Genomic DNA, 21365 nt, shown 5'->3' on the forward strand with positions numbered 1-21365 from the left:
TGGAGTATCTTTATATTGGGTAACGGAAGACAAATGATGAAGCTTATAGGGTAAAACAAGGGTCAGCTGCAAACAAGTTAAACTGCTAACCCTGTAACGAGTTCTATTACTTTTCGAGCAAAAATGAAATACACAGTAGCAACGAGCTTACTCCATGGCCTCTCGAACCGGCCTGAAGCTTTTACGATGTTCAGGTAATACACCATGCTTTGCTAGCGCCTCAAAGTGCGCTTTTGTTGGGTAACCTTTATGCTTATCAAAACCATACTCGGGGTATTGCGCGGCAAGGACATCCATCTCTCTATCACGAATCACTTTAGCAATGATAGAGGCTGCACTTATCGCATCGATAAGGCCATCCCCTTTAATGATTGCATGGCTTTCAACGCCAAAATCGGGGCTGCGGTTGCCGTCAACTAATACACTGCTCGGTTTAATACTTAAACCTGCTACAGCGCGCTGCATAGCAAGCATAGTCGCGTGTAAGATATTGAGTTCATCAATTTCTACTGGGCTTGCAGAGCCAACACTGACACTTAAGGCTTTTTGTTGAATTTGTTCAAACAGTAACTCGCGCTTCTTTTCTGACAGTTTTTTAGAATCGTTTAATCCTTCGATAGGATTACTTGGATCTAAAATCACCGCGGCGGTCACCACATTACCAATAAGAGGGCCTCTGCCAACCTCATCGACCCCGGCATATTGAGCAACACAAATCTGGGCCACTTGCTCTGGGGTAATATCCTTAAAAACTGCCACTATTTTTGCTCCTCTAGTAACTTGATTACGGCATCGGCCGCGCGGGCACTAGCATCTCGTCTTATCATTTGATGGATTGACATAAAACGATCATGCAGCGGGGTGAAATCACCATCCAACTGCTTTGACACCGCTGTTGCTATTTTCTCTGGCGTACAATCTGCTTGAATAAGTTCTTCAACAATATCGTCATCGGCAAGCAAATTTGGCAATGAATAACGCTTCGTTAGCATCATGCCCTTAGCGATACGATAAGTAATAGGGCTCACGCGATAAGCCACCACCATAGGCCGCTTAACTAACATAGCTTCAAGCGTGGCAGTGCCTGATGCTAATAAAATACAATCTGCGGCCGCCATCACCTCACGAGAATGGCCTTCAATGAGATGGATCTCTAGATCTGGCGCATGCTCGCGTAAGGCAAGCTCGAATTGATCGCGACGTTTTTGATTAACCAAAGGCGTAACAAATTTTATATCCGGATAGCGCTGCTTGATTAAGCTCGCAGCCTTTACAAAGGGTTCGGCTAACATCTTCAGCTCACCACCACGGGAACCTGGAAGTATCGCTAAGTATTCGGCCTCTTTATCTAAACCAAGTCGTTCACGAGCCGCAACTTTATCACTTTCAAGTCCTATATCATCGGCTAAAGTATGACCAACAAACGTACATGGTACTTGATGTTCGTCATAAAACGCTTTTTCAAAAGGTAGCAATGACAATACCATATCGGTTGCCCTAGCGATTTTGAAAATGCGTTTTGGTCGCCACGCCCATACCGATGGACTCACATAGTGCACCGTTTTAATACCACGAGCTTTAAGCTTTAGCTCCAACCCAATATTAAAGTCAGGTGCATCGATACCGATAAAGCAATCAGGCTTAATCTGCATTAATTCATCAATCAGTGTTTTACGTACCTTTAATAATCTAGGCAAGCGAGACAGAACTTCGACAATTCCCATCACTGCAAGCTCTTCATAGGAAAAGATAGAATCGAAACCCAATGCTTCCATCCGCGGCCCACCTATGCCAACAAATTTAGCATCCGGATAGTTAACTTGCAGCGCTTTAATTAAGCCTGCACCGAGAATGTCTCCGGAGATCTCTCCGGCAACCATTGCAAAAATACGAGGATTGTTTGAACTCATAAAATGATATCTGTCATCAATGATGGAAGGGAAACAAAGAACCCGCTTTTACACGGGTTCTGAAACTGACTTAGCGGATAATGCCTCGTTGAGAGTTGGCGACAAAGTCGATTAGCAATTTGACTTGCTCATCATCTACCGCAGCCTCTTTAAGCTGCTCAATCGCTTCCGCTACCGTCAAATTACTACGGTATAATGTTTTATAGGCTCTACGAACTGAAAGCTGAGACTCCTTAGAGAAACCTCTACGCTTCAAGCCTTCGATGTTAAGCCCTCTTGGAATCGCAGGCTGACCCGATGCCATCACAAATGGTGGTACGTCATTAAGAATCAACGAACTACCCGCCGTAAAGGCGTGAGCGCCAATATGCACAAACTGGTGAACACCCGTCATTCCGCCCAAAATGGCCCAATCACCGACATGAACATGACCTGCAATGGATGCGTTATTAGCCATAATGACGTTGCTACCAACGACACAGTCATGAGCAATGTGCACATAAGCCATAAACAAGTTATTTGAGCCAATGCGTGTTTCCCAGTTATCCTGAGTCGTTCCGCGGTGAATCGTTACCGACTCACGAATGACGTTATTGTCACCAATGATTAAACGGGTCGCTTCACCAGCAAACTTTTTATCTTGGCAATCTTCACCGACTGAGGCAAATTGGTAAAACTTATTACCCTTGCCGATAACCGTTGGACCTTTCACAACAACATGCGAACTGAACCAGCAGTCATCACCGATTTCGACATCGGCACCAATATAGGTCCATGGACCTATAGTGACATTTTTGCCTATTTTTGCATCTGGGTGAATATAAGCTAATTTATCAATCACTTAGAAATCTCTCTACGCGCACACATGATTTCTGCTGAACAAACAATCTCGCCATCCACTTTTGCAACGCCAGTAAACACGCCAATTCCACGGCGCTCTTTAATCATCTGTACTTCAAAATGAAGTTGGTCACCAGGTTCAACAACACGCTTAAAGCGTGCTTTATCGATACCGGCGAAATAATATAACGCATCATTAGAAGGCTCTTCGCTCATCGTTTTAAAAGCAAGAAGACCTGTTGCTTGCGCCATAGCCTCTAAAATCAATACGCCTGGCATCACTGGCTGAACCGGGAAGTGTCCCTGAAAAAATGGTTCATTAATCGTAACGTTCTTAATGGCGTGTAAGGTTTCACCTGGGGTGAAGTCCAATACTCTATCGATCAATAAAAATGGATACCTATGAGGTAAAAATTTTAGGATCTCTTTGATATCCATTGTATTCAATTGATTTGACACGAAACTTTCCTTTATCTGCTTAAAGCAGTCATTTACTTTACGTTATTTTCCAAGGCTTTTACCCGTTGAAATAACGTATCAAGCTGTCTAAAACGAACGGTATTTTTACGCCATAGCTTGTTATCCATCGCAACGGTGGCTGATGAATAAACACCTTTCTCGCGGATGATGCTGGTGACATTAGTACCACCAGAAACATGCACGCCATCGGCAATGCTTAAATGGCCAGAAATCGCACAATTACCACCGATAATACAATACTTGCCAATCGTTACGCTGCCTGCAACAACCGTACTACCAGCAATAGCCGTATTAGCACCAATAATATCGTTATGCGCTATCTGGACTTGGTTATCTAAAATAACCCCGTCATGAATTTCAGTATGATCTATAGCGCCGCGATCAACCGTAGTATTGGCACCAATCTCAACGCGATCACCAATTCGCACGCCGCCTGTTTGTGGAATTTTAATCCACTGGCCACGTTCATTGGCATATCCAAAACCATCAGAACCTAATATCGCTCCTGAGTGGATGATACAGTCTTGACCTAAATGCACATTATGATAAACCGTGACATTGGCCCACAATCGCGTGTTTGAACCAATCACGCTATCTTGGCCGACAACACTACCAGCACCGATTTGAACGTTATTACCTAGAATAACATTTTCACCGATAACCGCATTTGCGCCAACTGCCACGCCTTCGCCCAGCATCGCTGAAGCCGCTATTTGTGCCGATGGATGGATACCCTCGGCCGCTTTTGGGGTGGTATCGAGAAACTGTGCAATGCGCGCAAAACCAACATAAGGATCGTTTAATACAATCGCATTACCAGCAAAACCTTCTGCATCTTTTGGCATCATTAAGATCGCAGACGCAGCTGAACTAGCCAGCTGCGAACGATACTTAGAATTTGCCAGAAAAGAGATTTGACCTGAACCTGCACCGTCCAAGGTGCCTACAGCTGAAATTTCAACTGAGTCATCACCTTGAACGTCTGCATTTAAATGGTCAGCCAATACTCTTAAAGTATAGCTTTTCATCTATTTACTTGCCTTTACCTAAAGCTTCAACCACTTTGTTACTGATGTCAGCACTTGGCTTAACATAGATAACTGCGCCACGTTGAAGCACCATGTCATACTGCTCTTTTTCAGCAATAGTGTTAATTGTCTTTTGAACTTCAAGAAGTAGCTTGTTTTGCTCTTCACCGTTACGACGACGCATATCTTCATCTAACGCTTTGCCTTTCAATTGTAGCTCAGCTTTCATAGATTCCATTTTGCGCATCATGTCAGTCTTCTGCGACTCGCTCATTAGCGCTGCGTCACGTTGCTGCTTTTCTAGCAAACCACGTAGCTCTTCTTGCATCTTTTGTACAGCTGCAACCCGATCGCCAAACTCAGCTTTTAATGTTTCGTTCACTTGCTCGCGCTGTGGCAACTGCTCAAAAACTGCTTGCATATCAACTACTGCGATCTTTTCAGCATGAGCCGCTAGCGGCGCGCCTAAAAGAACCAAGACCATCATTGCGCGATTCAACATCTTATTCAAAACAAACTCCTTTATCTCAGCAAAACTTGCCGATTCTTTTAAAATTGATTTTAGAAAGTTTTACCAATATTAAACGAGAAGATCTCTGTTTCATCATCCTCGTATTCCTTGATTGGCCATGCAAGGCTAAATACCATAGGTCCCATCGGTGACAACCACTGCACGCTCATACCCCAAGAGGCACGAATACGGCTCGGATCGCTATAATCTTCTAGTCTATCAAACTCTTCAACTGGAAGATAACGATACGAATCGTAGTCAAACTCAGTGTCCCACACATTACCAGCATCCACAAAGAAACTAGTACGTACAGAATTTGTATAAGCCTCATCCAAGAATGGTGTTGGCACAATAAGCTCTAAACTTGCTGTCGCAATGGCATTACCACCAATTGACCGGCCTGAACTAACCTGAATTTGGCTAGGATCGCCAGGCAAGCTACAGCCTTCACCTGATGGGTCGGGCGCACATGGCTCACTGCCACGATACAAGTAGAATGAACGTGGCCCCACTGAGTTAGACTTAAAGCCACGCAGCGAGCTACTACCGCCTGAGTAATAGTTTTCCCAGAAAGGCAGGATCTGATCATTGTCGTTAAACTGACCATAACCGTTGCCGTAACCCAAGCGTGCACGTGTTAACACGACAAATGTTTGATTACGGTTGAGTGGGAAATAGAAGTTAGTATCAAAGTCAGCTTTAAAATACTGTAGATCTGAGCCTGGTACCGTCATCTTACCGTTTAAACGCTGTGATGAACCATCCGACGGGAAAGTACCACGGTTTAAGTTACTGCGAGACCAACCTAGACTTAATTCGAAGTTATCGAAAGCTAAACCTGCATTAGGGTCATCACTATCACGATAAATATCATAGAAACGGATCGCTTGCTCATAAGCAGAAATCTCAGAGATTTCGTTATGACGGTATCCGATACCACCGTTAATCCGGTTATATTCGTTAATAGGGAAACCTGAGTTTAACGAAATACCATAAGAGCTGTTCTTATAGGCTTCTAGGTTTGCCTCATCAGCATCAAACTCACTCCAATAAATACTACCACCAAGGCTCACGCCATCTTTGGTGAAGTATGGATCGGTATAGTTAATATTGACGTTTTTCGAGTACTTGTTGGTATTTAAGTTAATACCCGCTTGGTTACCTGTACCTAAGAAGTTACTTTGCTGAACACCAAACTGTAAGCTAAGACCTGATTCAGTACCATAACCGACACCCGCGTTAAATGAGCCTGATGGCTGCTCTTTAACACTAAATGCAACATCGACTAAATCGTCGGTACCTGGCACTTGTACCGTTTCAGTATCAACCGTTTCAAAGTAACCCAGACGGTTCAGGTTAGACTTGGATAGCTCTACTTGCGCCGAGTTTAACCAAGCACCTTCCATCTGACGTAGCTGACGACGCATCACTTCATCTTTAGTAACCGTGTTACCCGTGAAGCTGATATTACGTACGTAAACGCGCTTGCCAGGATTGATGTTGATGTTGAGGTTAACCTCTTTCGTTTCATCATCAATTTCTGGATAGGTCTTCACTTCTGGATAGGCGTAACCGAAACGACCTAAGTATTTACCGTACATCTCTTCGGTAAACGTCACATCGCCGCCGTTATACATATCACCAGCCTTTAATGGCAAGATGGCTTCTAGCACATCTTCTTTACCCATTAAGTCACCGGTTAGATTAACGTCTTTGACTTTGTACTGCTCACCTTCGTCAACGTTAATCGTAATGTAAAGACCTTTACGGTCAGGTGTCATTGCTACCTGTGTAGAGGTTACATCAAAACGAATATAGCCGCGGTTTTGGTAGTAAGTCTTAATCGTTTCAAGGTCAGCTTGCAGCTTTTGTTTCTGATAGCGGCGCTCGCCAAACAGATCCCACCAAGCGACATAATCTTTTAACTCAAGCATGCCGATAAGTTCAGCATCACTGAATTCTGTATTACCCACGACATTAATCTGACGAATTTCAGCAGCTAAACCTTCGGTAAAGGTAAACTTAAGCTCAACTCGGTTACGCGGTAGGTTGATAATTTCGGCTTTAACTTTAGCGCCGTACTTACCTACACCGTAATAGAAATCTTGTAGACCTTTTTCGATACCAGAGAGCATAGTACGGTCGAGAGACTCGCCGACTTTAACACCAGAGCCATCGAGGCTCTCTTGTAGCTGCTCATCTTTAATATCTTTATTACCTTCGAAGGTAACAGAGCTAATCGTTGGCCGCTCAGTCACTTTAACGACGAGCACATTACCATCACGTAGCACTTCGATTTTTTCGAAGTTAGTTGATGCATATAAGCTTTTTATCGCTTGCTGCAATTTTAATTGATCAACAGTATCCCCAACCTTCACAGGTAGGTTAAGCAAAGCCGCACCGAGTGCCACTCGCTGTAAACCTTCAACTTGGATATCAGCTACTTCAAAAGGTTGGAATGTCTCGGCCCAACCGTTCCCTGAAAAAGACGCTCCGACTAATAACATCGAGGCAAAAAGTTTATTCAATCTCATAGAGCACTTCTAATTATTTGTCTGTCCTTGCTCAGAGTCGGGAAAAGTCATTGAAAAGCGCAACACTCATCAACATCAGCAGCATAGCTGCCCCAATTCTGAATCCAATTTCCTGTACCTTCTCCGGTACAGGCCTGCCTGTAATTACCTCAACGAAGTAATACAAAAGGTGTCCTCCATCTAACACTGGCAAAGGCAATAAATTAATAATGCCTAAGTTCACGCTAATCAATGCAAGAAAACCTAAAAAATATACCAGTCCGACGTTAGCACTATTTCCTGCACCTTGTGCAATAGAGATAGGACCACTCAAATTCTTAACTGAAATGTCACCGGTAAGTAACTTGCCAATCATCTTAATGCTGACGGAGACAAGTTGCCATGTTTTATCGACTGCAACTGGAAAAGAATCTAAAAATCCGTATTCCAATTGTATCTTCATGTTTTCTGGCCATGGTTCAGATGTTGGTGCCACGCCAATCACGCCTTCAAGTTGACCTTCGGCATTCTCACGTGATTTAGGCGTTACCTTAACCGTGAACTGCTCTCCATCGCGGCGTATGGTAATGCTGACAGGCTTATTGGCTGAGCCCTGAATAATCTCTACGAAACGCGGCCAATCTTGGTATTTTTCACCATCAATCGCAACTAAGGTGTCGCCCACTTTGATACCGGCAAGTCCAGCTGCGCCGTCATCGCTGACCAGTGCTAGTGTTGGTAATATCGCAGGACGATACATGCCAAGACCAATAGCGGTGATCGGCAGTTCTTTTTCTGGATTAACTTTCCACTCTTGGGTATTTAATGAATACGTTTGCTCGTCGCCCGAACCGCCTTCTAAGCGAGATAACGGTGCTAAGGTCAAGTCAACCTGGCTATCACCAATATGGCCTGCAAGAGCAAGATTAACTTCCTCCCAGTCTCTCACCTTTTGGTTACCCACAGCCATAATTTGCATTGGCTCTTTGACTACGATTTGAGCCGCTGGCGTGCCTGCAAGGGTAGAATCGATAACGGGTTTAATGGCTGGAACGCCAATAAGATACATCGCGTATAATGCAATAATCGCAAATATGAAGTTGGCGATGGGGCCGGCACTGACAATCGCGATGCGCTGCCAAACAGATTTACGGTTAAAGGCTTGGTCTTTTAACTCTTCAGGTACATCATCAACGCGCTCATCGAGCATTTTGACATAACCACCCAAGGGAATCATCGCCAGCACATATTCGGTACCGTCTTTGCCAGTCTTGCGCCAAATAGCCCTACCAAAACCAATAGAGAAGCGTTCAACCTTAACGCCACAACGACGAGCGACCCAAAAGTGCCCATATTCATGGGCTGCGATTAAAATCCCTAAAGCAACAATAAAGGAACCTAAGTTCCATAAAAAATCGATCATTCCTTTCCTCTGAACTAATTCAGCTTCGTGATGGCATTTAACGTATATTGGCGGCTTTGAGAATCTAACGCCAAAATATCATCAATATTGTTTAATGGATGCGTTGCCGTATTCATTAAGCTTTGTTCGTTTATTCTTGCTATGTCGGTAAAGCGGATCTTGCCATCTAAAAATGCTTGTACGGAAATTTCGTTGGCTGCATTTAATACCGTTGTTGCTTCCTGCCCTTGGTTACATGCTTCAATCGCCAGCGCTAAACAGGGGAAACGATTAAAATCAGGTTCTAAGAAGCTTAACTGTCCGACTTTGAAAAAGTCTAAAGGTTCAACTCCTGAGTTAATTCTCTTTGGAAAAGACATGCAATGAGCAATCGGGGTACGCATATCTGGATTACCAAGCTGCGCTAAAACGGACCCATCACGATACTGCACCATAGAGTGAATAACGCTCTGAGGATGGATAACGACCTTCAATTGCTCGCTGCTTGCATTAAACAGCCAGCGCGCTTCAATGTACTCAAGCCCTTTATTCATCATGGTCGCAGAATCAACTGAGATCTTACGTCCCATAGACCAGTTAGGGTGCTTACAAGCCTGCTGAGGTGTCATGTTAGCCAGTGACGACAGATCAGATGTCAAAAACGGCCCGCCAGAACCTGTCAGCAAAATATGCGATACACCCGCAGCGTGTAGATCGCAGCGACCTATTTCAAGTTGCGAACGCTCTGACAAACACTGAAAAATTGCATTATGCTCGCTATCAACGGGCAGCACTTGTGCACCCGATTGTTGCATCGCTTCAATAAATAGCTGGCCGGACATCACCAGTGACTCTTTATTGGCCAGCAACACACGTTTACCCGCATTAACGGCAGCGAGTGTCGATGGTAAACCCGCGGCGCCAACAATGGCTGCCATAACCGTATCAACCTCATCACTACTAACGAGTGATAACAGTTCGTCTTCTCCGCTTGTTACTTCAATCTTTAATGTGCTTGGTAACTGCTCTCTTAATGCCTTCGCAGCTTGAGCGTCTACCATATGGGCAATCTTAGGCTGATACTGAATGCAGATCTGCAACATCTTTTCGACATTGGTATTTGCCACCAATGCAAATACCTTGTACTGCTCTGGATTACACGCAACAACACTCAAGGTGCTGGCACCGATAGAGCCGGTCGCGCCTAAAATCACCATATTTTGCATTTAGTTACATCCAAAAAGCTATATAGATTAATGTGAATACAGGTAGCGCAGCCGTCAGACTATCGATTCTATCCAATACTCCACCGTGCCCCGGTAGGATAGTGCCTGAATCTTTAATTTTTGCGACACGCTTAAACATACTTTCAGACAAATCGCCCACCGCAGAAGCCAGTGCTGTAAACAAGGTCACCGCAATAAGTAAACCGACCTCTTGCTCAGGAGAGAAATACATCACACCTGCGACCACGAGCATAGTGGTTAATAGCCCACCTAATAAACCCTCAATGGTTTTAGCCGGACTCACATTTGGCATAAGTTTACGTTTACCGAACTTTTTACCCGCAAAGTAAGCGCCGGAATCTGTCGCCCATACAACCAGCATGACCAAAAATACTAAGGTACCGCCATAATAAGGCGATGCTTGAGTACTTAGCGCTTTTAGGGTGAGTAAAGAAACGAAACATGGGATCAGAGTCAACTGGCCGAACATGGACTTGAGCATATGGCTCTTTTCCCAGAAGCGCGCGCTTTTCGGGAAAGATAACACCATGATGAACGACATAAACCACCAGAATCCACCAATCAGGATCACTGCAAGGAATATTGGATGTAGCATGCCGCGATGCCAAATTTCATCAGCTGACACCATAAGATTGAGCGCGGTTAATAAGACGCCAATGGTTACGGTGAAACTCCATTGCGTCATTTCACAGCGACTATCGATTATACGTCCCCATTCCTTGGCGGCAATTAAAAAGACTCCCAATAGTGCCCAAGAAAAATACTCAGTCGGTAAACCGAATATGGCACCTAAAACTAAGGGGATTAACCATATTGCTGTTATTATTCGTTGTTTTAGCAAAAAAACTTCCCTCAAAAATTATTACAAAGAGCGGATGGTATCGATTTGAGTTCCTGTCAAACCGAATCGACGCTGACGATTAACAAAAATAGCAATCGCATCTTTAAACGCATCCTCATCAAAATCCGGCCACAAGGTGTCAGTAAAGACTAACTCAGCGTAAGCGGCTTGCCACAAGACAAAGTTACTGATGCGATAGTCACCACCTGTGCGGATCATTAAATCAACTTCGGCTTGATTTTGCATGCATAAATGTTCACTAATCGCCTCTTCGGTAAACTGAGTGCTGCTAATTTCACCAGATTCGACCTTAGCTGCCAGTTTTTGCGCCGCTTGCATAATGTCCCATCGCCCACCATAGTTGGCTGCAACATTAAGCACTAAATCATGATTGTCTGCCGTTTTCTCTTCTGCTGCTGCAATTTGCTTTTGCAAACGGGGAGAAAATCGACTGACATCGCCGATAATATTGAGGCGAACCCCATTGTTGTGTAACAGCTTAAGTTCACGCTGCAGCACAGTAAAAAATAGTTCCATTAACAAGCTGACTTCTTTGTCAGGTCTACGCCAGTTCTCACTGGAAAACGCAAACAAAGTTAATGACTCAACGCCTAAATTACGGGCCGTACTCACCGCTCGCCTAACTGCCTTTACACCGGCCTTATGACCGATAACTCTTGGCTTTCCCTGTGCCTGCGCCCAACGACCATTACCATCCATAATGATAGCAACGTGTTTAGGGATAGACTGTTTTACCAAAGTGGATATCTCACTTGGTAATGCCTCTGTCACTTCAGTGCCAGACTGGGAATTGATTGACATCTATTACAACCCTTAAAAATAGACAAACGCCGTGTAGTATAACTCTACACGGCGTCTGAACTCTAGGTCATGTCGTCCATTCAAGTTTAATTTTTGTCCAAGCTCTACACTTTAATTACAAGCCGTGAGCTGTGAAGCTTAATGCGTAACACGAAAAGTTCGTTATCTCTCACTAAAAAATGCAAGAAATTCGCCTAAAGCTTAATTAAAAACCAACCTAAATAGTGAACATTGCCCAGCTGAGGAGTGCTATTTAGAACTCCATCAGCTCCTTTTCTTTTGCAGCCAAGATCTCATCGACTAGCTTAATGTGTACATCAGTAAGCTTCTGCACATCATCTTCACTACGACGAACGTCATCTTCAGTGCATTCTTTTTCTTTCTCTAATTCTTTCACATTAGAGTTAGCATCACGGCGCACATTACGAATAGCAATACGGCCATTTTCAGCTTCAGCACGAACCACTTTGATAAGGTCTTTACGACGCTCTTCAGTCAGTGCTGGTAGAGGAATTCGAATCGTTGCACCTGCTGACATTGGGTTTAAACCAAGATCAGAACTCATGATTGCTTTTTCAACAGCTGCAATCATAGTACGGTCAAAAACTGATACTGTTAATGTACGCGCATCACCAATAGATACACTTGCAACTTGCTTAAGCGGAGTCAGCGAACCGTAGTAAGGTACTTGGATAGTATCCAATAAGCTTGGGTGTGCACGGCCAGTACGAACTTTAGCCATTTGAGATTTTGTCGACTCAACACACTTGTCCATGCGAGTTTGCGCATCGCTCTTAATTTCGTTTATCACGTTATATGTCCTTTTAAGTCACTAAATATAGCTTAATCAGCTTTAATCATTGTGCCTTCTTGCTCGCCCATGATAACGCGGCGCAGTGCACCTGGTTTATTCATGTTAAATACAAGCAATGGCATATTATGGTCTCTGGCCATAGTGAATGCAGCCAAATCCATTATTTTCAATTCTTTTTCGAGTACTTCATTGTACCCCATTACATCATACTTGACGGCATCGGGATTTTTAACTGGATCATCTGAATAAACGCCGTCAACTTTTGTACCTTTAATCACAACTTCTGCTTCAATCTCGATACCGCGTAAACACGCAGCAGAGTCAGTCGTACAGAATGGATTACCTGTACCTGCAGCAAAAATAACAACACGGCCTGATTTAAGCAAACTAATTGCTTCAGCCCAGTTGTAGTCATCACACACGCCTTTTAGCGGAATGGCTGACATTAAACGCGCATTAACATATGCACGGTGCAACGAATCACGCATTGCTAAGCCGTTCATCACTGTTGCCAACATGCCCATGTGATCGCCCACTACACGGTTCATACCCGCGTTAGCCAGACCTTCACCTCTGAACAAGTTACCACCGCCAATGACAACACCCACTTGAATACCTAGCTCTACAAGCTCTTTGATCTCCTGCCCCATACGATCAAGCACTTTAGGATCAATGCCGAAGCCTTCTTCACCCATTAGGGCTTCACCACTTAGTTTTAAAAGAACACGACGAAATGCAGGTTTAGGATTGGTACTCATATTTATTAGTCCTGATTATGGCGATAGGGGTGTACACTTAACACGTTTGTTGGTTTTAACATAACCAAACAAAAAATGAGTTGAGTATATACGATAAGACCGCAGCAATTGCTACGGTCTTATGTTTGCTAAATAAGGAGATTAAGCCTTATTTGTAGCAGCGATTTGTGCAGCTACTTCAGCAGCAAAATCTTCTGTTTTTCTTTCGATACCTTCACCAACTTCTAAACGAATGAAGTTAGTTACTGAAGCGCCTTTCTCTTTAAGAATTTCGCCAACAGTTTTCTTTGGTTCCATGATGAAAGCTTGACCAGTAAGAGAAACCTCACCAGTGAACTTCTTCATACGACCGATAACCATTTTCTCAGCGATTTCAGCAGGCTTGCCTTCGTTCATAGCGATTTCGATTTGAAGAGCTTTTTCTTTCTCAACAACTTCAGCTGGAACGTCAGAAGGGTTTACATACTCAGGCTTAGAAGCAGCAACATGCATTGCAATGTGCTTTAGCGTCTCTTCATCAGCTTCACCAGTAACAACAACACCGATACGCTCGCCGTGACGGTATTGTGCTAGGTTTGCACCATCGATGTACTCAACGCGACGAACGTTGATGTTCTCACCGATTTTAGTCACTAGAGCAACACGAATGTCTTCGAACTGTGCTTTCAAGTCTTCGATAGTCACTTTAGATGCTGCAGCAACATCTAGTACTTCGTTAGCAAATGCAAGGAAGTTGCTATCTTTTGCTACGAAGTCAGTTTGACAGTTAACTTCAAGAAGCGCAGCGTAACCTTCGCCATTCTTGATTAGGATAGCACCTTCAGCAGCGATGTTACCTGCTTTTTTAGCAGCCTTAGCAGCACCGCTCTTACGCATGTTATCAATCGCTAGTTCGATGTCACCGTTAGTTTCAGTCAGTGCTTTTTTACAGTCCATCATGCCAGCGCCAGTGCGGTCACGAAGTTCTTTAACTTGGGCAGCAGTAATTGCCATTGCTAAATCCTCTACAGATAATTCTTCAAATTCAATAGATAGTAAAACAGGGGCCAGTCAGTTTGATGATAGCGCCCCTGTTTACCAATCATGTATCTAGGTTAATAAGGGAGATGAAAATCATCCGACCTTATTATTCAGCTTCTACGAAACCGTCTTGCTCAGCTTGTACAGCTAGGTCTTGACCACGGCCAGCTTTCGCAGCAGCAGCAACAGCACCAGTGTAAAGACGGATAGAACGCATAGCATCATCGTTACCAGGAACGATGTAGTTGATACCGTCTGGAGAAGAGTTTGTATCAACAACAGCAACAACTGGAATACCTAGGTTGTTAGCTTCTTTAATAGCGATATGCTCGTGATCAGCACCAATTACGAAAATCACGTCTGGTAGACCAGCCATGTTCTTGATACCACCTAGAGACTTCTCTAGCTTATCAAGTTCACGAGTACGCATTAGCGCTTCTTTCTTAGTCAGCTTGTCGAAAGTACCGTCTACAGACTGGCTTTCAAGGTCTTTTAGACGCTTGATTGATTGACGTACTGTTTTCCAGTTAGTCAACATGCCACCTAACCAACGGTGATCAACATAGTACTGATCACAAGAAACAGCAGCTTCTTTGATAGCTTCGCTTGCAGCACGCTTAGTACCAACAAAAAGAACTTTACCTTTCTTAGATGCAACGTTGCTGATGAAAGCAAGTGCTTCGTTGAACATTGGTACAGTGTGCTCTAGGTTGATGATGTGTACACCGTTACGAGCGCCGAAGATGAATGGCTTCATCTTTGGGTTCCAGTAACGAGTCTGGTGACCGAAGTGAACACCGGCTTGTAGCATGTCGCGCATTGAAACTGTAGTCATTTTATTTACCTTAAAATATTAGGGGTTAGACCTCCACATATCCCATATCTTCGACCCTATTTAGGGCACCCCGAAGAACGTGTCGATATGTGTGTGATTTAGTATTTAACAATAGCCATGTATAATGGCAGCCATCTTAACTCGGACGAACCACCTTAAGGTGAGAACGACAAGAGTCAAACATAACGGCGCGCTTTATACCATAATATGAAAAAAAGCACAAATATTTACGTCGTTTTTCAGGCATAATCGTCATATTGAAAGACGACAATTTAAAGACGAAGAGATACTAGAATGAGTATAGTAATTAAGACAGCTGAAGAGATTGAAAAGATGCGTGCCGCGGGTAAACTGGCGGCACAGGTACTCGAAATGATTGCACCGCATGTAAAAGCGGGCGCGACGACCAATGAATTAAACGCTATCTGCGCTAAGTTCACTGAAGATAATGGCGCTATCTCTGCACCTCTTGATTATCATGGTTTCCCAAAATCAATTTGTACATCTATTAACGATGTGATCTGTCACGGCATTCCGAGTGACCGTCCGCTTATGGATGGCGATATCATCAATATTGATATCACAGTAATTGTTGATGGTTACCACGGTGATACCTCAAAGATGTTTCTTATTGGCGAAGTCAGCCCAAAGAACGCTCGCCTATGCCGTATCGCGCAAGAAGCCTTATACCTTAGCATTAAAAAAGTTCGCCCGGGTATGAAGCTAGGTGAAATTGGCACCTTGATTGAAAAGTTCATCAAATCAAAGAAAACCGGTCTTGAGAAGTACAGCATTGTGACCGATTACTGCGGCCATGGTATTGGTGCAGGCTTCCATGAAGAGCCACAAGTTATGCATTATAAAAATAACGACAAAACCGTACTTAAGGCTGGCATGTGTTTCACTATCGAGCCAATGATCAACGCGGGTCGTCACACCAGTGTGTTAGATAAGAAAGACAACTGGACAGTCACCACCTCAGATGGCAAAAACTCGGCCCAATGGGAACATACATTACTGGTTACACAAACAGGTGTTGAAGTATTGACCTTGCGTGAAGAAGAGAATGAGTTACCTCGAGTGATTAATCACTAATTTACAGCTTCAGCCAATTAAGCGTGTTAAGCACGCTTTTTTTATATCTAAAATTTGCACGAATTGGTGCGTCAACAGCCAAATATCTGCACCAAAATAAAGCAAGATCGCTTTATCGCAGCTAACTGATGATTAATCATAATAAAGCCCTTTAAATTAGCTTTTATTGCATAGATAATCGTTTGCAACGGATCCGTTCTCGAAAAAGAGATTTGATGAATAGTGCTCAAACTGCAAAAAGTGCGTTAATCGACCAAAATCAAGAGTTATTAGAAACCTTCAATGCAAATTCTAATATTCGCTCGATAGTGAGTACTCGCTGTCAACACGTTGATAAGCTATTGCAAAAGCAGTGGCACGCCCATCATCTCGAACAGTTTGCTATCGCATTAATCGCCGTTGGTGGTTATGGCCGTGGTGAGCTGCACCCGCATTCAGACGTCGACCTATTATTCCTCACCGAAGGCGAACTCTCTGAGGATGCAAAACAAGCATTAAGCGCATTTATCGCGTTTATTTGGGATGCAGGCCTAGAGGTCGGTCATAGTGTGCGCAGCATTGAAGAAACCCTTGAGCAAGGCCGTGCAGACATCACGGTAGCAACCAATTTACTTGAGTCGCGTTTACTGTGTGGTCCGCAGGCATTATTTACCCTACTTTATCGCAATATTCGCCAACACGACTTTTGGCCAAGTAGCGAATTTTATGTGTCTAAGCGTGACGAGCAAATAGCCCGCCATAGCCGTGCCAGCGCATTTGACTTAGAACCCAATTTAAAAAGCTGCCCCGGAGGGTTACGCGATATTCAAACTGTCGCTTGGGTTGCCATGCGCCATTTTAACGCTGAGAAATTTGAAGAGCTTGTTTATCATGGTTTTTTAGAACCAATTGAACTCGATGAACTGCTGGAAGCACAGGACTTTTTGTGGCAACTACGCTGTTCATTGCACTTAATTTCTGGCCGCGATGAAAACCGACTTTTATTTGATTTGCAGCCGCAAGTCGCCAAGCTAATGGGTTATGAAGATAGCACTCAGCTTGCGGTTGAACAGATGATGAAGCGCTATTACCGTACGGTTAGACGTGTAATGGAGCTCAATCAGATGCTACTTCAGCTGTTCAAACGGGCAACTCTTGGCCATATAAAAGCCTTAGAAGTGGTGCCAATAGATGAACAGTTTCAGCGCAGAGGTCAATTTATTGAGAGCTTAAGCTACGACCTATTCGATAGTCCAGAAAACATCATAAAGCTGTTTTTATGGGTGGCTAAAAACTCCAATATTCAATCGATATATGCCGTCACTCTGCGCAGTTTACGCCGCGCCAGACGTGCTCAGCTACAACCGCTGATGTACCACGAGTCGTGTCGTAAGCTCTTCATGCAAATATTGCGTCACCCTCGCGGAATTGTCGCACTGTCACTAATGCATAAGCACGGTGTACTTTCAGCTTACCTACCCGCTTGGCGAGTCATTGAAGGGCAGATGCAATTCGACTTGTTCCATGCCTACACCGTTGATGAGCATACTCATAGGTTACTGCTCAACATTGAGCGTTTTTCACAACCTGAGCAAAAAGAAGAGTTTCCATTAGGCTCAGTACTCATTAACCAACTGCCTAAAAAAGGCTTATTAGTATTGGCAGCTATCTTCCATGATATTGCCAAGGGCCGCGGCGGCGATCACAGTAAACTTGGCGCGACCGATGCGCTTGATTTTTGTAAGTTACACGGCATGAATGACCACGACGGCCGCTTGGTGAGCTGGTTAGTTGAAAATCACCTGGTGATGTCGGTTACCGCTCAGCGCCGTGACATATCAGATCCTGATGTTGTTGCTGACTTTGCTGAACGAGTTCGCGACGCCGTGCACTTAAGTTACCTGTATTGCTTAACGGTGGCCGATATCTGCGCCACCAACGAGCGAACATGGAACAACTGGAAGGGCTCACTGCTGCGCGATTTATACTTCTCAACTCAAAGAGTGCTCGCCAGAGGTAAAGAGAAGCCGGTCGATATACGCGCCCGGGTACGTGAACATCAAGCTAAGGCAAAAAAAGAATTACTGCGCCGTGGGATCAAAGAAAAAGACTTGGACAGCCTGTGGCAACGCTTTAAGGCTGACTATTTTTTGCGAAACCAGCCCAATCAAATAGCTTGGCACGCAGAAGCGATTATCAAACATAAGCAAGATGACCCCTTGGTGTTAATCTCCAAGCACGCCACTCGTGGCGGTACAGAGCTATTTGTCTATGGCAAAGATAAGCCCAAGCTATTTGCTAGTGTAATGGCCATTTTAGACAATAAAAACATTACCGTTCATGATGCGAACATCATGACGTCTAAGGACTACTACGCGCTAGACTCTTTTGTTATTTTGGAACAAGATGGCCAGCCGGTGACCCAGCTATCGCGGATCCAAGGGATCAAAAAGACGTTAATAAAAGCCTTGAGTAATGAAACACCTAAGTTACCAAAATTTAGAAATCTTTCAAGAAAGATGAAACCTTTTAAAGTTACTACTCAAGTGAGTTTCCCTACGACACGCAGTCATGGTAAAAGTATGATGGAGCTAATAGCACTTGATTCGCCGGGGCTGTTAGCCAGAGTCGGTGAAGTGCTATATCGCTGTGAAGTCATCTTACTCGCCGCTAAGATCACCACCATTGGTGAACGAGCGGAAGATTTCTTTTTATTGCAGACCGCTGACGGTCAGCAGCTCGATGACATTCAACAGAATAGATTACGTGAAGCACTCAAGAGTGCTTTATAGATTTTTACATTAAATAAGATATTGGGAGAAATTAATGGAGGCTTTACGCCAACGTATTGAGGCGGCTTTTGAAGCGCGCGCAGAAATCACTCCAGCGACAGTTGAACCAAGCGTTCGTGCTGATGTTGAAAAAGTGATTGCTATGCTTGACACTGGTGAAGCCAGAGTTGCCGAAAAAATTAATGGTGAGTGGCATGTACACCAGTGGCTAAAAAAAGCGGTTTTGCTTTCGTTCCGCATTTTTGATAACCAAGTTATCGATGGCGGCGAAACCAAATACTTCGATAAAGTACCAATGAAGTTTGCAGACTACGATGAAGCTCGCTTCCGTAAAGAAGCGATCCGCGTTGTGCCACCTGCTGCAGTGCGTAAAGGGTCATTTATTGGCAAGAACACCGTTCTAATGCCATCTTACGTCAACCTTGGCGCGTATGTTGACGAAGGCTCTATGGTCGACACATGGGCGACTGTGGGCTCTTGTGCTCAAATTGGTAAGAACGTTCACTTGTCTGGCGGTGTTGGCATTGGTGGCGTATTAGAGCCACTACAAGCGGGCCCAACAATCATTGAAGATAACTGCTTTATTGGCGCGCGTTCAGAAGTGGTTGAAGGTGTTATTGTTGAAGAAGGTAGCGTTATCTCTATGGGCGTATACTTAGGACAAAGCACTCGGATCTACGATCGTGAAACAGGTGAGACACATTACGGCCGCGTACCTGCGGGCTCAGTTGTTGTTTCTGGTACCTTGCCCTCTAAATGTGGCAAGTACAACCTCTATGCTGCAATCATAGTTAAAAAAGTCGATGCCAAGACTCGCGGCAAAGTCGGCATTAACGAGCTACTGCGCATCGTCGACTAATTGAGCCTATGGTTCACTGATCGACACTTAAAGAATCCCGCCTTGCGCGGGATTTTTTGTATCTGTTCACCATTGACATAATTTGTAACCCAGAGACACATTTTGTGGCCTGCTCAATATCTTGATACAAGTCTCCACTGTTTATCCAACAAAACCATCATGACTAGACTTAACTCAAGCATGAACCCCAAGGTAAGTGTAGGAGCAAGACATGATTAAAAAATACGTTTTAGCAGGAGCCGCGCTAGCAATGTCATTTAGTGCTACCGCTGCAATTTCACCTCAAATTGAAAACACATTGATCGCCGTTTGCAAGGCTGGAGCTAGCAACAGTGTTTTCCAATTCAACAGGACAATGAAAGATTATCGTATTAATAAGGCTAGGGTGTTTCCTCGCTTAGTCTGCAATGGCGAAAGCTTTTACAATTTTACCGTCAATGCGGGTGCTGATAAGACCGCGAACAAAATTGCTCCGTACAATAAAGGCACGGTGACGATTAGAGATATCGCAATGACAGCTGCTGACAGCGAGCTCTATGTCGTTAATTTCGAGTGATACCAATCGCTATCATCACTTGGATAGTGATCCCTCCCCTGAAGAAGGTATTTATAAGAAAAAAGAGGCTTATGCCTCTTTTCTATTGCTAAACTCAAATAACACATTAAAAAACGACCGTTTTATTACCGTAAACAATAACATCTTCATTGACGAGAAAGTGCAGCGCTTTACTCAACACACTCTTTTCAACGTCGCGGCCACAGCGAGCTAAATCTTCAGCGCTAAAACTATGATCAACGGGGATCACGTCTTGTTTAATAATAGGCCCTTCATCGAGTGAATCTGTCACGAACTCTGGATTTAGCCATTCTAAATTCTAAATTCTAAATTCTAAATTCTAAATTCTAAATATATACTGTCACTAGGCGGCTAACTCGGTATCGATAGACTTATTCCACTCTGGTAACCAAGCCAATGCTTCCACTTCCGGCTCCATGGTTTCTACGGCGTCAATTTTTAAGAAGTGACCTAGACGCTTAGCCCCTAACTCTTCAAACAAACGTTGAAACTGTTCACCCGCACCACAAAAGGTTTCATAGCTGGAATCTCCAAGCCCAATTAATCCGAATTTAAGCTTGGGCAGATAAGGAGCTTTTGACTGCAGTTCATAAAACCAAGGCTGGATATCATCAGGGAGATCCCCTTGACCGGTAGTCGAGCAAATAACTAACAGCAGTTCATCCTCTGGAGGAATAAAGCCCGCGAGTTGCTCTGGCTGATAAAGCACAGCCTCGCGGCCCAAGTGGATTAAGGCTTGCTGTAAAGTCTCTGCAACAAACTGCGCACCACCGTAAACTGTTCCAAAAACTAGATTCACTTTTTTCATGTTTTACTTCGCCTAAAAGCTATTTAGTTATATCCTTAACATACTGTATCGATGAACATTGCTGCAAGCTTTGTAGCAAAAATAAAGTGACCTTTAGAAGGACAAGCTAGTATGAAACATTCTTGTAGACAAAGGCATCGCAAGCACCTGCAACGCTGTGCCCATATAAGAAGAATATGTTACTTCCACACAGTTCAAAATCTTCATGTTACGGCTCCTACAATCAACAAGCCT

The 21365-nt window shown here is 43.9% G+C and carries 20 protein-coding genes and 1 pseudogene; 4 read left to right on the forward strand and 17 right to left on the reverse strand.

Features of this window, described 5'->3' with window-relative positions; all coding sequences use genetic code 11:
* Nucleotides 1-147: 147 nt before the first annotated feature.
* The 15 genes from rnhB to rpsB all read right to left on the reverse strand — a co-directional run bounded on the left by rnhB (nt 148) and on the right by rpsB (nt 15021).
* Nucleotides 148-759: a ribonuclease HII gene (gene rnhB / locus ACVBIL_RS08380; RefSeq protein ID WP_447166525.1), complete on the reverse strand. Its 612-nt coding sequence runs from the start codon at nt 757-759 to the stop codon at nt 148-150.
* Entirely contained in the window at nt 759-1910 is a 1152-nt protein-coding gene (lpxB, locus tag ACVBIL_RS08385; protein ID WP_447166526.1) for a lipid-A-disaccharide synthase, read from the reverse strand. Before lpxB ends, rnhB begins: the two co-directional genes overlap by 1 nt.
* 70 nt (nt 1911-1980) lie before the next feature.
* Nucleotides 1981-2751, reverse strand: coding sequence for an acyl-ACP--UDP-N-acetylglucosamine O-acyltransferase (gene lpxA / locus ACVBIL_RS08390; RefSeq protein WP_447166527.1), 771 nt, complete (start codon nt 2749-2751; stop codon nt 1981-1983).
* Entirely contained in the window at nt 2748-3209 is a 462-nt protein-coding gene (gene fabZ / locus ACVBIL_RS08395; RefSeq protein ID WP_012278046.1) for a 3-hydroxyacyl-ACP dehydratase FabZ, read from the reverse strand. The genes lpxA and fabZ overlap by 4 nt, the downstream gene beginning before the upstream one ends.
* 32 nt (nt 3210-3241) lie before the next feature.
* Complete coding sequence (lpxD, locus tag ACVBIL_RS08400) at nt 3242-4258, reverse strand: UDP-3-O-(3-hydroxymyristoyl)glucosamine N-acyltransferase (protein ID WP_447166528.1); 1017 nt, start codon at nt 4256-4258, stop codon at nt 3242-3244.
* 4 nt (nt 4259-4262) lie between these two features.
* The gene (locus tag ACVBIL_RS08405; RefSeq protein WP_447166573.1) at nt 4263-4760 is read right to left on the reverse strand and encodes an OmpH family outer membrane protein; all 498 of its coding nucleotides are present in this window, start codon (nt 4758-4760) and stop codon (nt 4263-4265) included.
* A gap of 59 nt (nt 4761-4819) precedes the next feature.
* A complete protein-coding gene (gene bamA, locus ACVBIL_RS08410; RefSeq protein WP_447166529.1) occupies nt 4820-7303 on the reverse strand; it encodes an outer membrane protein assembly factor BamA in 2484 nt (827 codons plus the stop codon).
* A 31-nt stretch (nt 7304-7334) separates the two neighbouring features.
* Complete coding sequence (gene rseP / locus ACVBIL_RS08415; protein WP_447166530.1) at nt 7335-8705, reverse strand: sigma E protease regulator RseP; 1371 nt, start codon at nt 8703-8705, stop codon at nt 7335-7337.
* A gap of 14 nt (nt 8706-8719) precedes the next feature.
* Entirely contained in the window at nt 8720-9910 is a 1191-nt protein-coding gene (ispC, locus tag ACVBIL_RS08420; protein WP_447166531.1) for a 1-deoxy-D-xylulose-5-phosphate reductoisomerase, read from the reverse strand.
* 4 nt (nt 9911-9914) lie between these two features.
* Entirely contained in the window at nt 9915-10772 is an 858-nt protein-coding gene (locus ACVBIL_RS08425) for a phosphatidate cytidylyltransferase (RefSeq protein WP_447166532.1), read from the reverse strand.
* Nucleotides 10773-10793: 21 nt separating this feature from the next.
* Nucleotides 10794-11594, reverse strand: a complete 801-nt coding sequence (uppS, locus tag ACVBIL_RS08430; protein ID WP_447166533.1) for a polyprenyl diphosphate synthase — start codon at nt 11592-11594, stop codon at nt 10794-10796.
* A gap of 253 nt (nt 11595-11847) precedes the next feature.
* On the reverse strand, nt 11848-12405 hold the full coding sequence (gene frr / locus ACVBIL_RS08435) for a ribosome recycling factor (protein ID WP_447166534.1): 558 nt from the start codon (nt 12403-12405) through the stop codon (nt 11848-11850).
* 32 nt (nt 12406-12437) lie between these two features.
* A complete protein-coding gene (gene pyrH, locus ACVBIL_RS08440; RefSeq protein WP_447166535.1) occupies nt 12438-13166 on the reverse strand; it encodes a UMP kinase in 729 nt (242 codons plus the stop codon).
* A gap of 141 nt (nt 13167-13307) precedes the next feature.
* Nucleotides 13308-14159: a translation elongation factor Ts gene (gene tsf / locus ACVBIL_RS08445; protein ID WP_447166536.1), complete on the reverse strand. Its 852-nt coding sequence runs from the start codon at nt 14157-14159 to the stop codon at nt 13308-13310.
* A gap of 133 nt (nt 14160-14292) precedes the next feature.
* Nucleotides 14293-15021, reverse strand: a complete 729-nt coding sequence (gene rpsB / locus ACVBIL_RS08450; protein ID WP_447160595.1) for a 30S ribosomal protein S2 — start codon at nt 15019-15021, stop codon at nt 14293-14295.
* Between the two features lie 294 nt (nt 15022-15315).
* Between rpsB and map the strand changes: the two genes are divergently transcribed.
* The 4 genes from map (at nt 15316) to ACVBIL_RS08470 (ending at nt 20302) form a co-directional block, all read left to right on the forward strand.
* Nucleotides 15316-16116 (forward strand): type I methionyl aminopeptidase, encoded by an 801-nt coding sequence (map, locus tag ACVBIL_RS08455; RefSeq protein WP_447166537.1) that lies wholly within the window; start codon nt 15316-15318, stop codon nt 16114-16116.
* Between the two features lie 215 nt (nt 16117-16331).
* A complete protein-coding gene (glnD, locus tag ACVBIL_RS08460; RefSeq protein ID WP_447166538.1) occupies nt 16332-18887 on the forward strand; it encodes a bifunctional uridylyltransferase/uridylyl-removing protein GlnD in 2556 nt (851 codons plus the stop codon).
* 34 nt (nt 18888-18921) lie between these two features.
* A complete protein-coding gene (gene dapD / locus ACVBIL_RS08465) occupies nt 18922-19746 on the forward strand; it encodes a 2,3,4,5-tetrahydropyridine-2,6-dicarboxylate N-succinyltransferase (protein WP_447166539.1) in 825 nt (274 codons plus the stop codon).
* 211 nt (nt 19747-19957) lie between these two features.
* Entirely contained in the window at nt 19958-20302 is a 345-nt protein-coding gene (locus tag ACVBIL_RS08470; protein ID WP_447166540.1) for a DUF3718 domain-containing protein, read from the forward strand.
* 106 nt (nt 20303-20408) lie between these two features.
* Here ACVBIL_RS08470 and ACVBIL_RS08475 read toward each other — a convergent pair.
* Nucleotides 20409-20597, reverse strand: a pseudogene (locus ACVBIL_RS08475) (formyltransferase family protein); the annotation flags it as partial.
* A 69-nt stretch (nt 20598-20666) separates the two neighbouring features.
* Nucleotides 20667-21131 carry a flavodoxin gene (locus tag ACVBIL_RS08480; protein ID WP_447166541.1) on the reverse strand — a complete coding sequence of 155 codons (465 nt, stop codon included), beginning with the start codon at nt 21129-21131 and terminating at the stop codon, nt 20667-20669.
* Between the last annotated feature and the right edge of the window lie 234 nt (nt 21132-21365).

It is taken from the genome of Shewanella sp. 125m-7 (assembly GCF_052977045.1).

Coding starts and splice junctions, on each gene's coding strand:
- lpxB (WP_447166526.1), bottom strand. CDS start 1,910: ATGAGTTCAAACAATCCTCGTATTTTTGCAATGGTTGCCGGAGAGATC.
- lpxD (WP_447166528.1), bottom strand. CDS start 4,258: ATGAAAAGCTATACTTTAAGAGTATTGGCTGACCATTTAAATGCAGAC.
- ACVBIL_RS08405 (WP_447166573.1), bottom strand. CDS start 4,760: ATGTTGAATCGCGCAATGATGGTCTTGGTTCTTTTAGGCGCGCCGCTA.
- bamA (WP_447166529.1), bottom strand. CDS start 7,303: ATGAGATTGAATAAACTTTTTGCCTCGATGTTATTAGTCGGAGCGTCT.
- rseP (WP_447166530.1), bottom strand. CDS start 8,705: ATGATCGATTTTTTATGGAACTTAGGTTCCTTTATTGTTGCTTTAGGG.
- ispC (WP_447166531.1), bottom strand. CDS start 9,910: ATGCAAAATATGGTGATTTTAGGCGCGACCGGCTCTATCGGTGCCAGC.
- uppS (WP_447166533.1), bottom strand. CDS start 11,594: ATGTCAATCAATTCCCAGTCTGGCACTGAAGTGACAGAGGCATTACCA.
- pyrH (WP_447166535.1), bottom strand. CDS start 13,166: ATGAGTACCAATCCTAAACCTGCATTTCGTCGTGTTCTTTTAAAACTA.
- tsf (WP_447166536.1), bottom strand. CDS start 14,159: ATGGCAATTACTGCTGCCCAAGTTAAAGAACTTCGTGACCGCACTGGC.
- rpsB (WP_447160595.1), bottom strand. CDS start 15,021: ATGACTACAGTTTCAATGCGCGACATGCTACAAGCCGGTGTTCACTTC.
- map (WP_447166537.1), top strand. CDS start 15,316: ATGAGTATAGTAATTAAGACAGCTGAAGAGATTGAAAAGATGCGTGCC.
- glnD (WP_447166538.1), top strand. CDS start 16,332: ATGAATAGTGCTCAAACTGCAAAAAGTGCGTTAATCGACCAAAATCAA.
- dapD (WP_447166539.1), top strand. CDS start 18,922: ATGGAGGCTTTACGCCAACGTATTGAGGCGGCTTTTGAAGCGCGCGCA.
- ACVBIL_RS08470 (WP_447166540.1), top strand. CDS start 19,958: ATGATTAAAAAATACGTTTTAGCAGGAGCCGCGCTAGCAATGTCATTT.
- ACVBIL_RS08480 (WP_447166541.1), bottom strand. CDS start 21,131: ATGAAAAAAGTGAATCTAGTTTTTGGAACAGTTTACGGTGGTGCGCAG.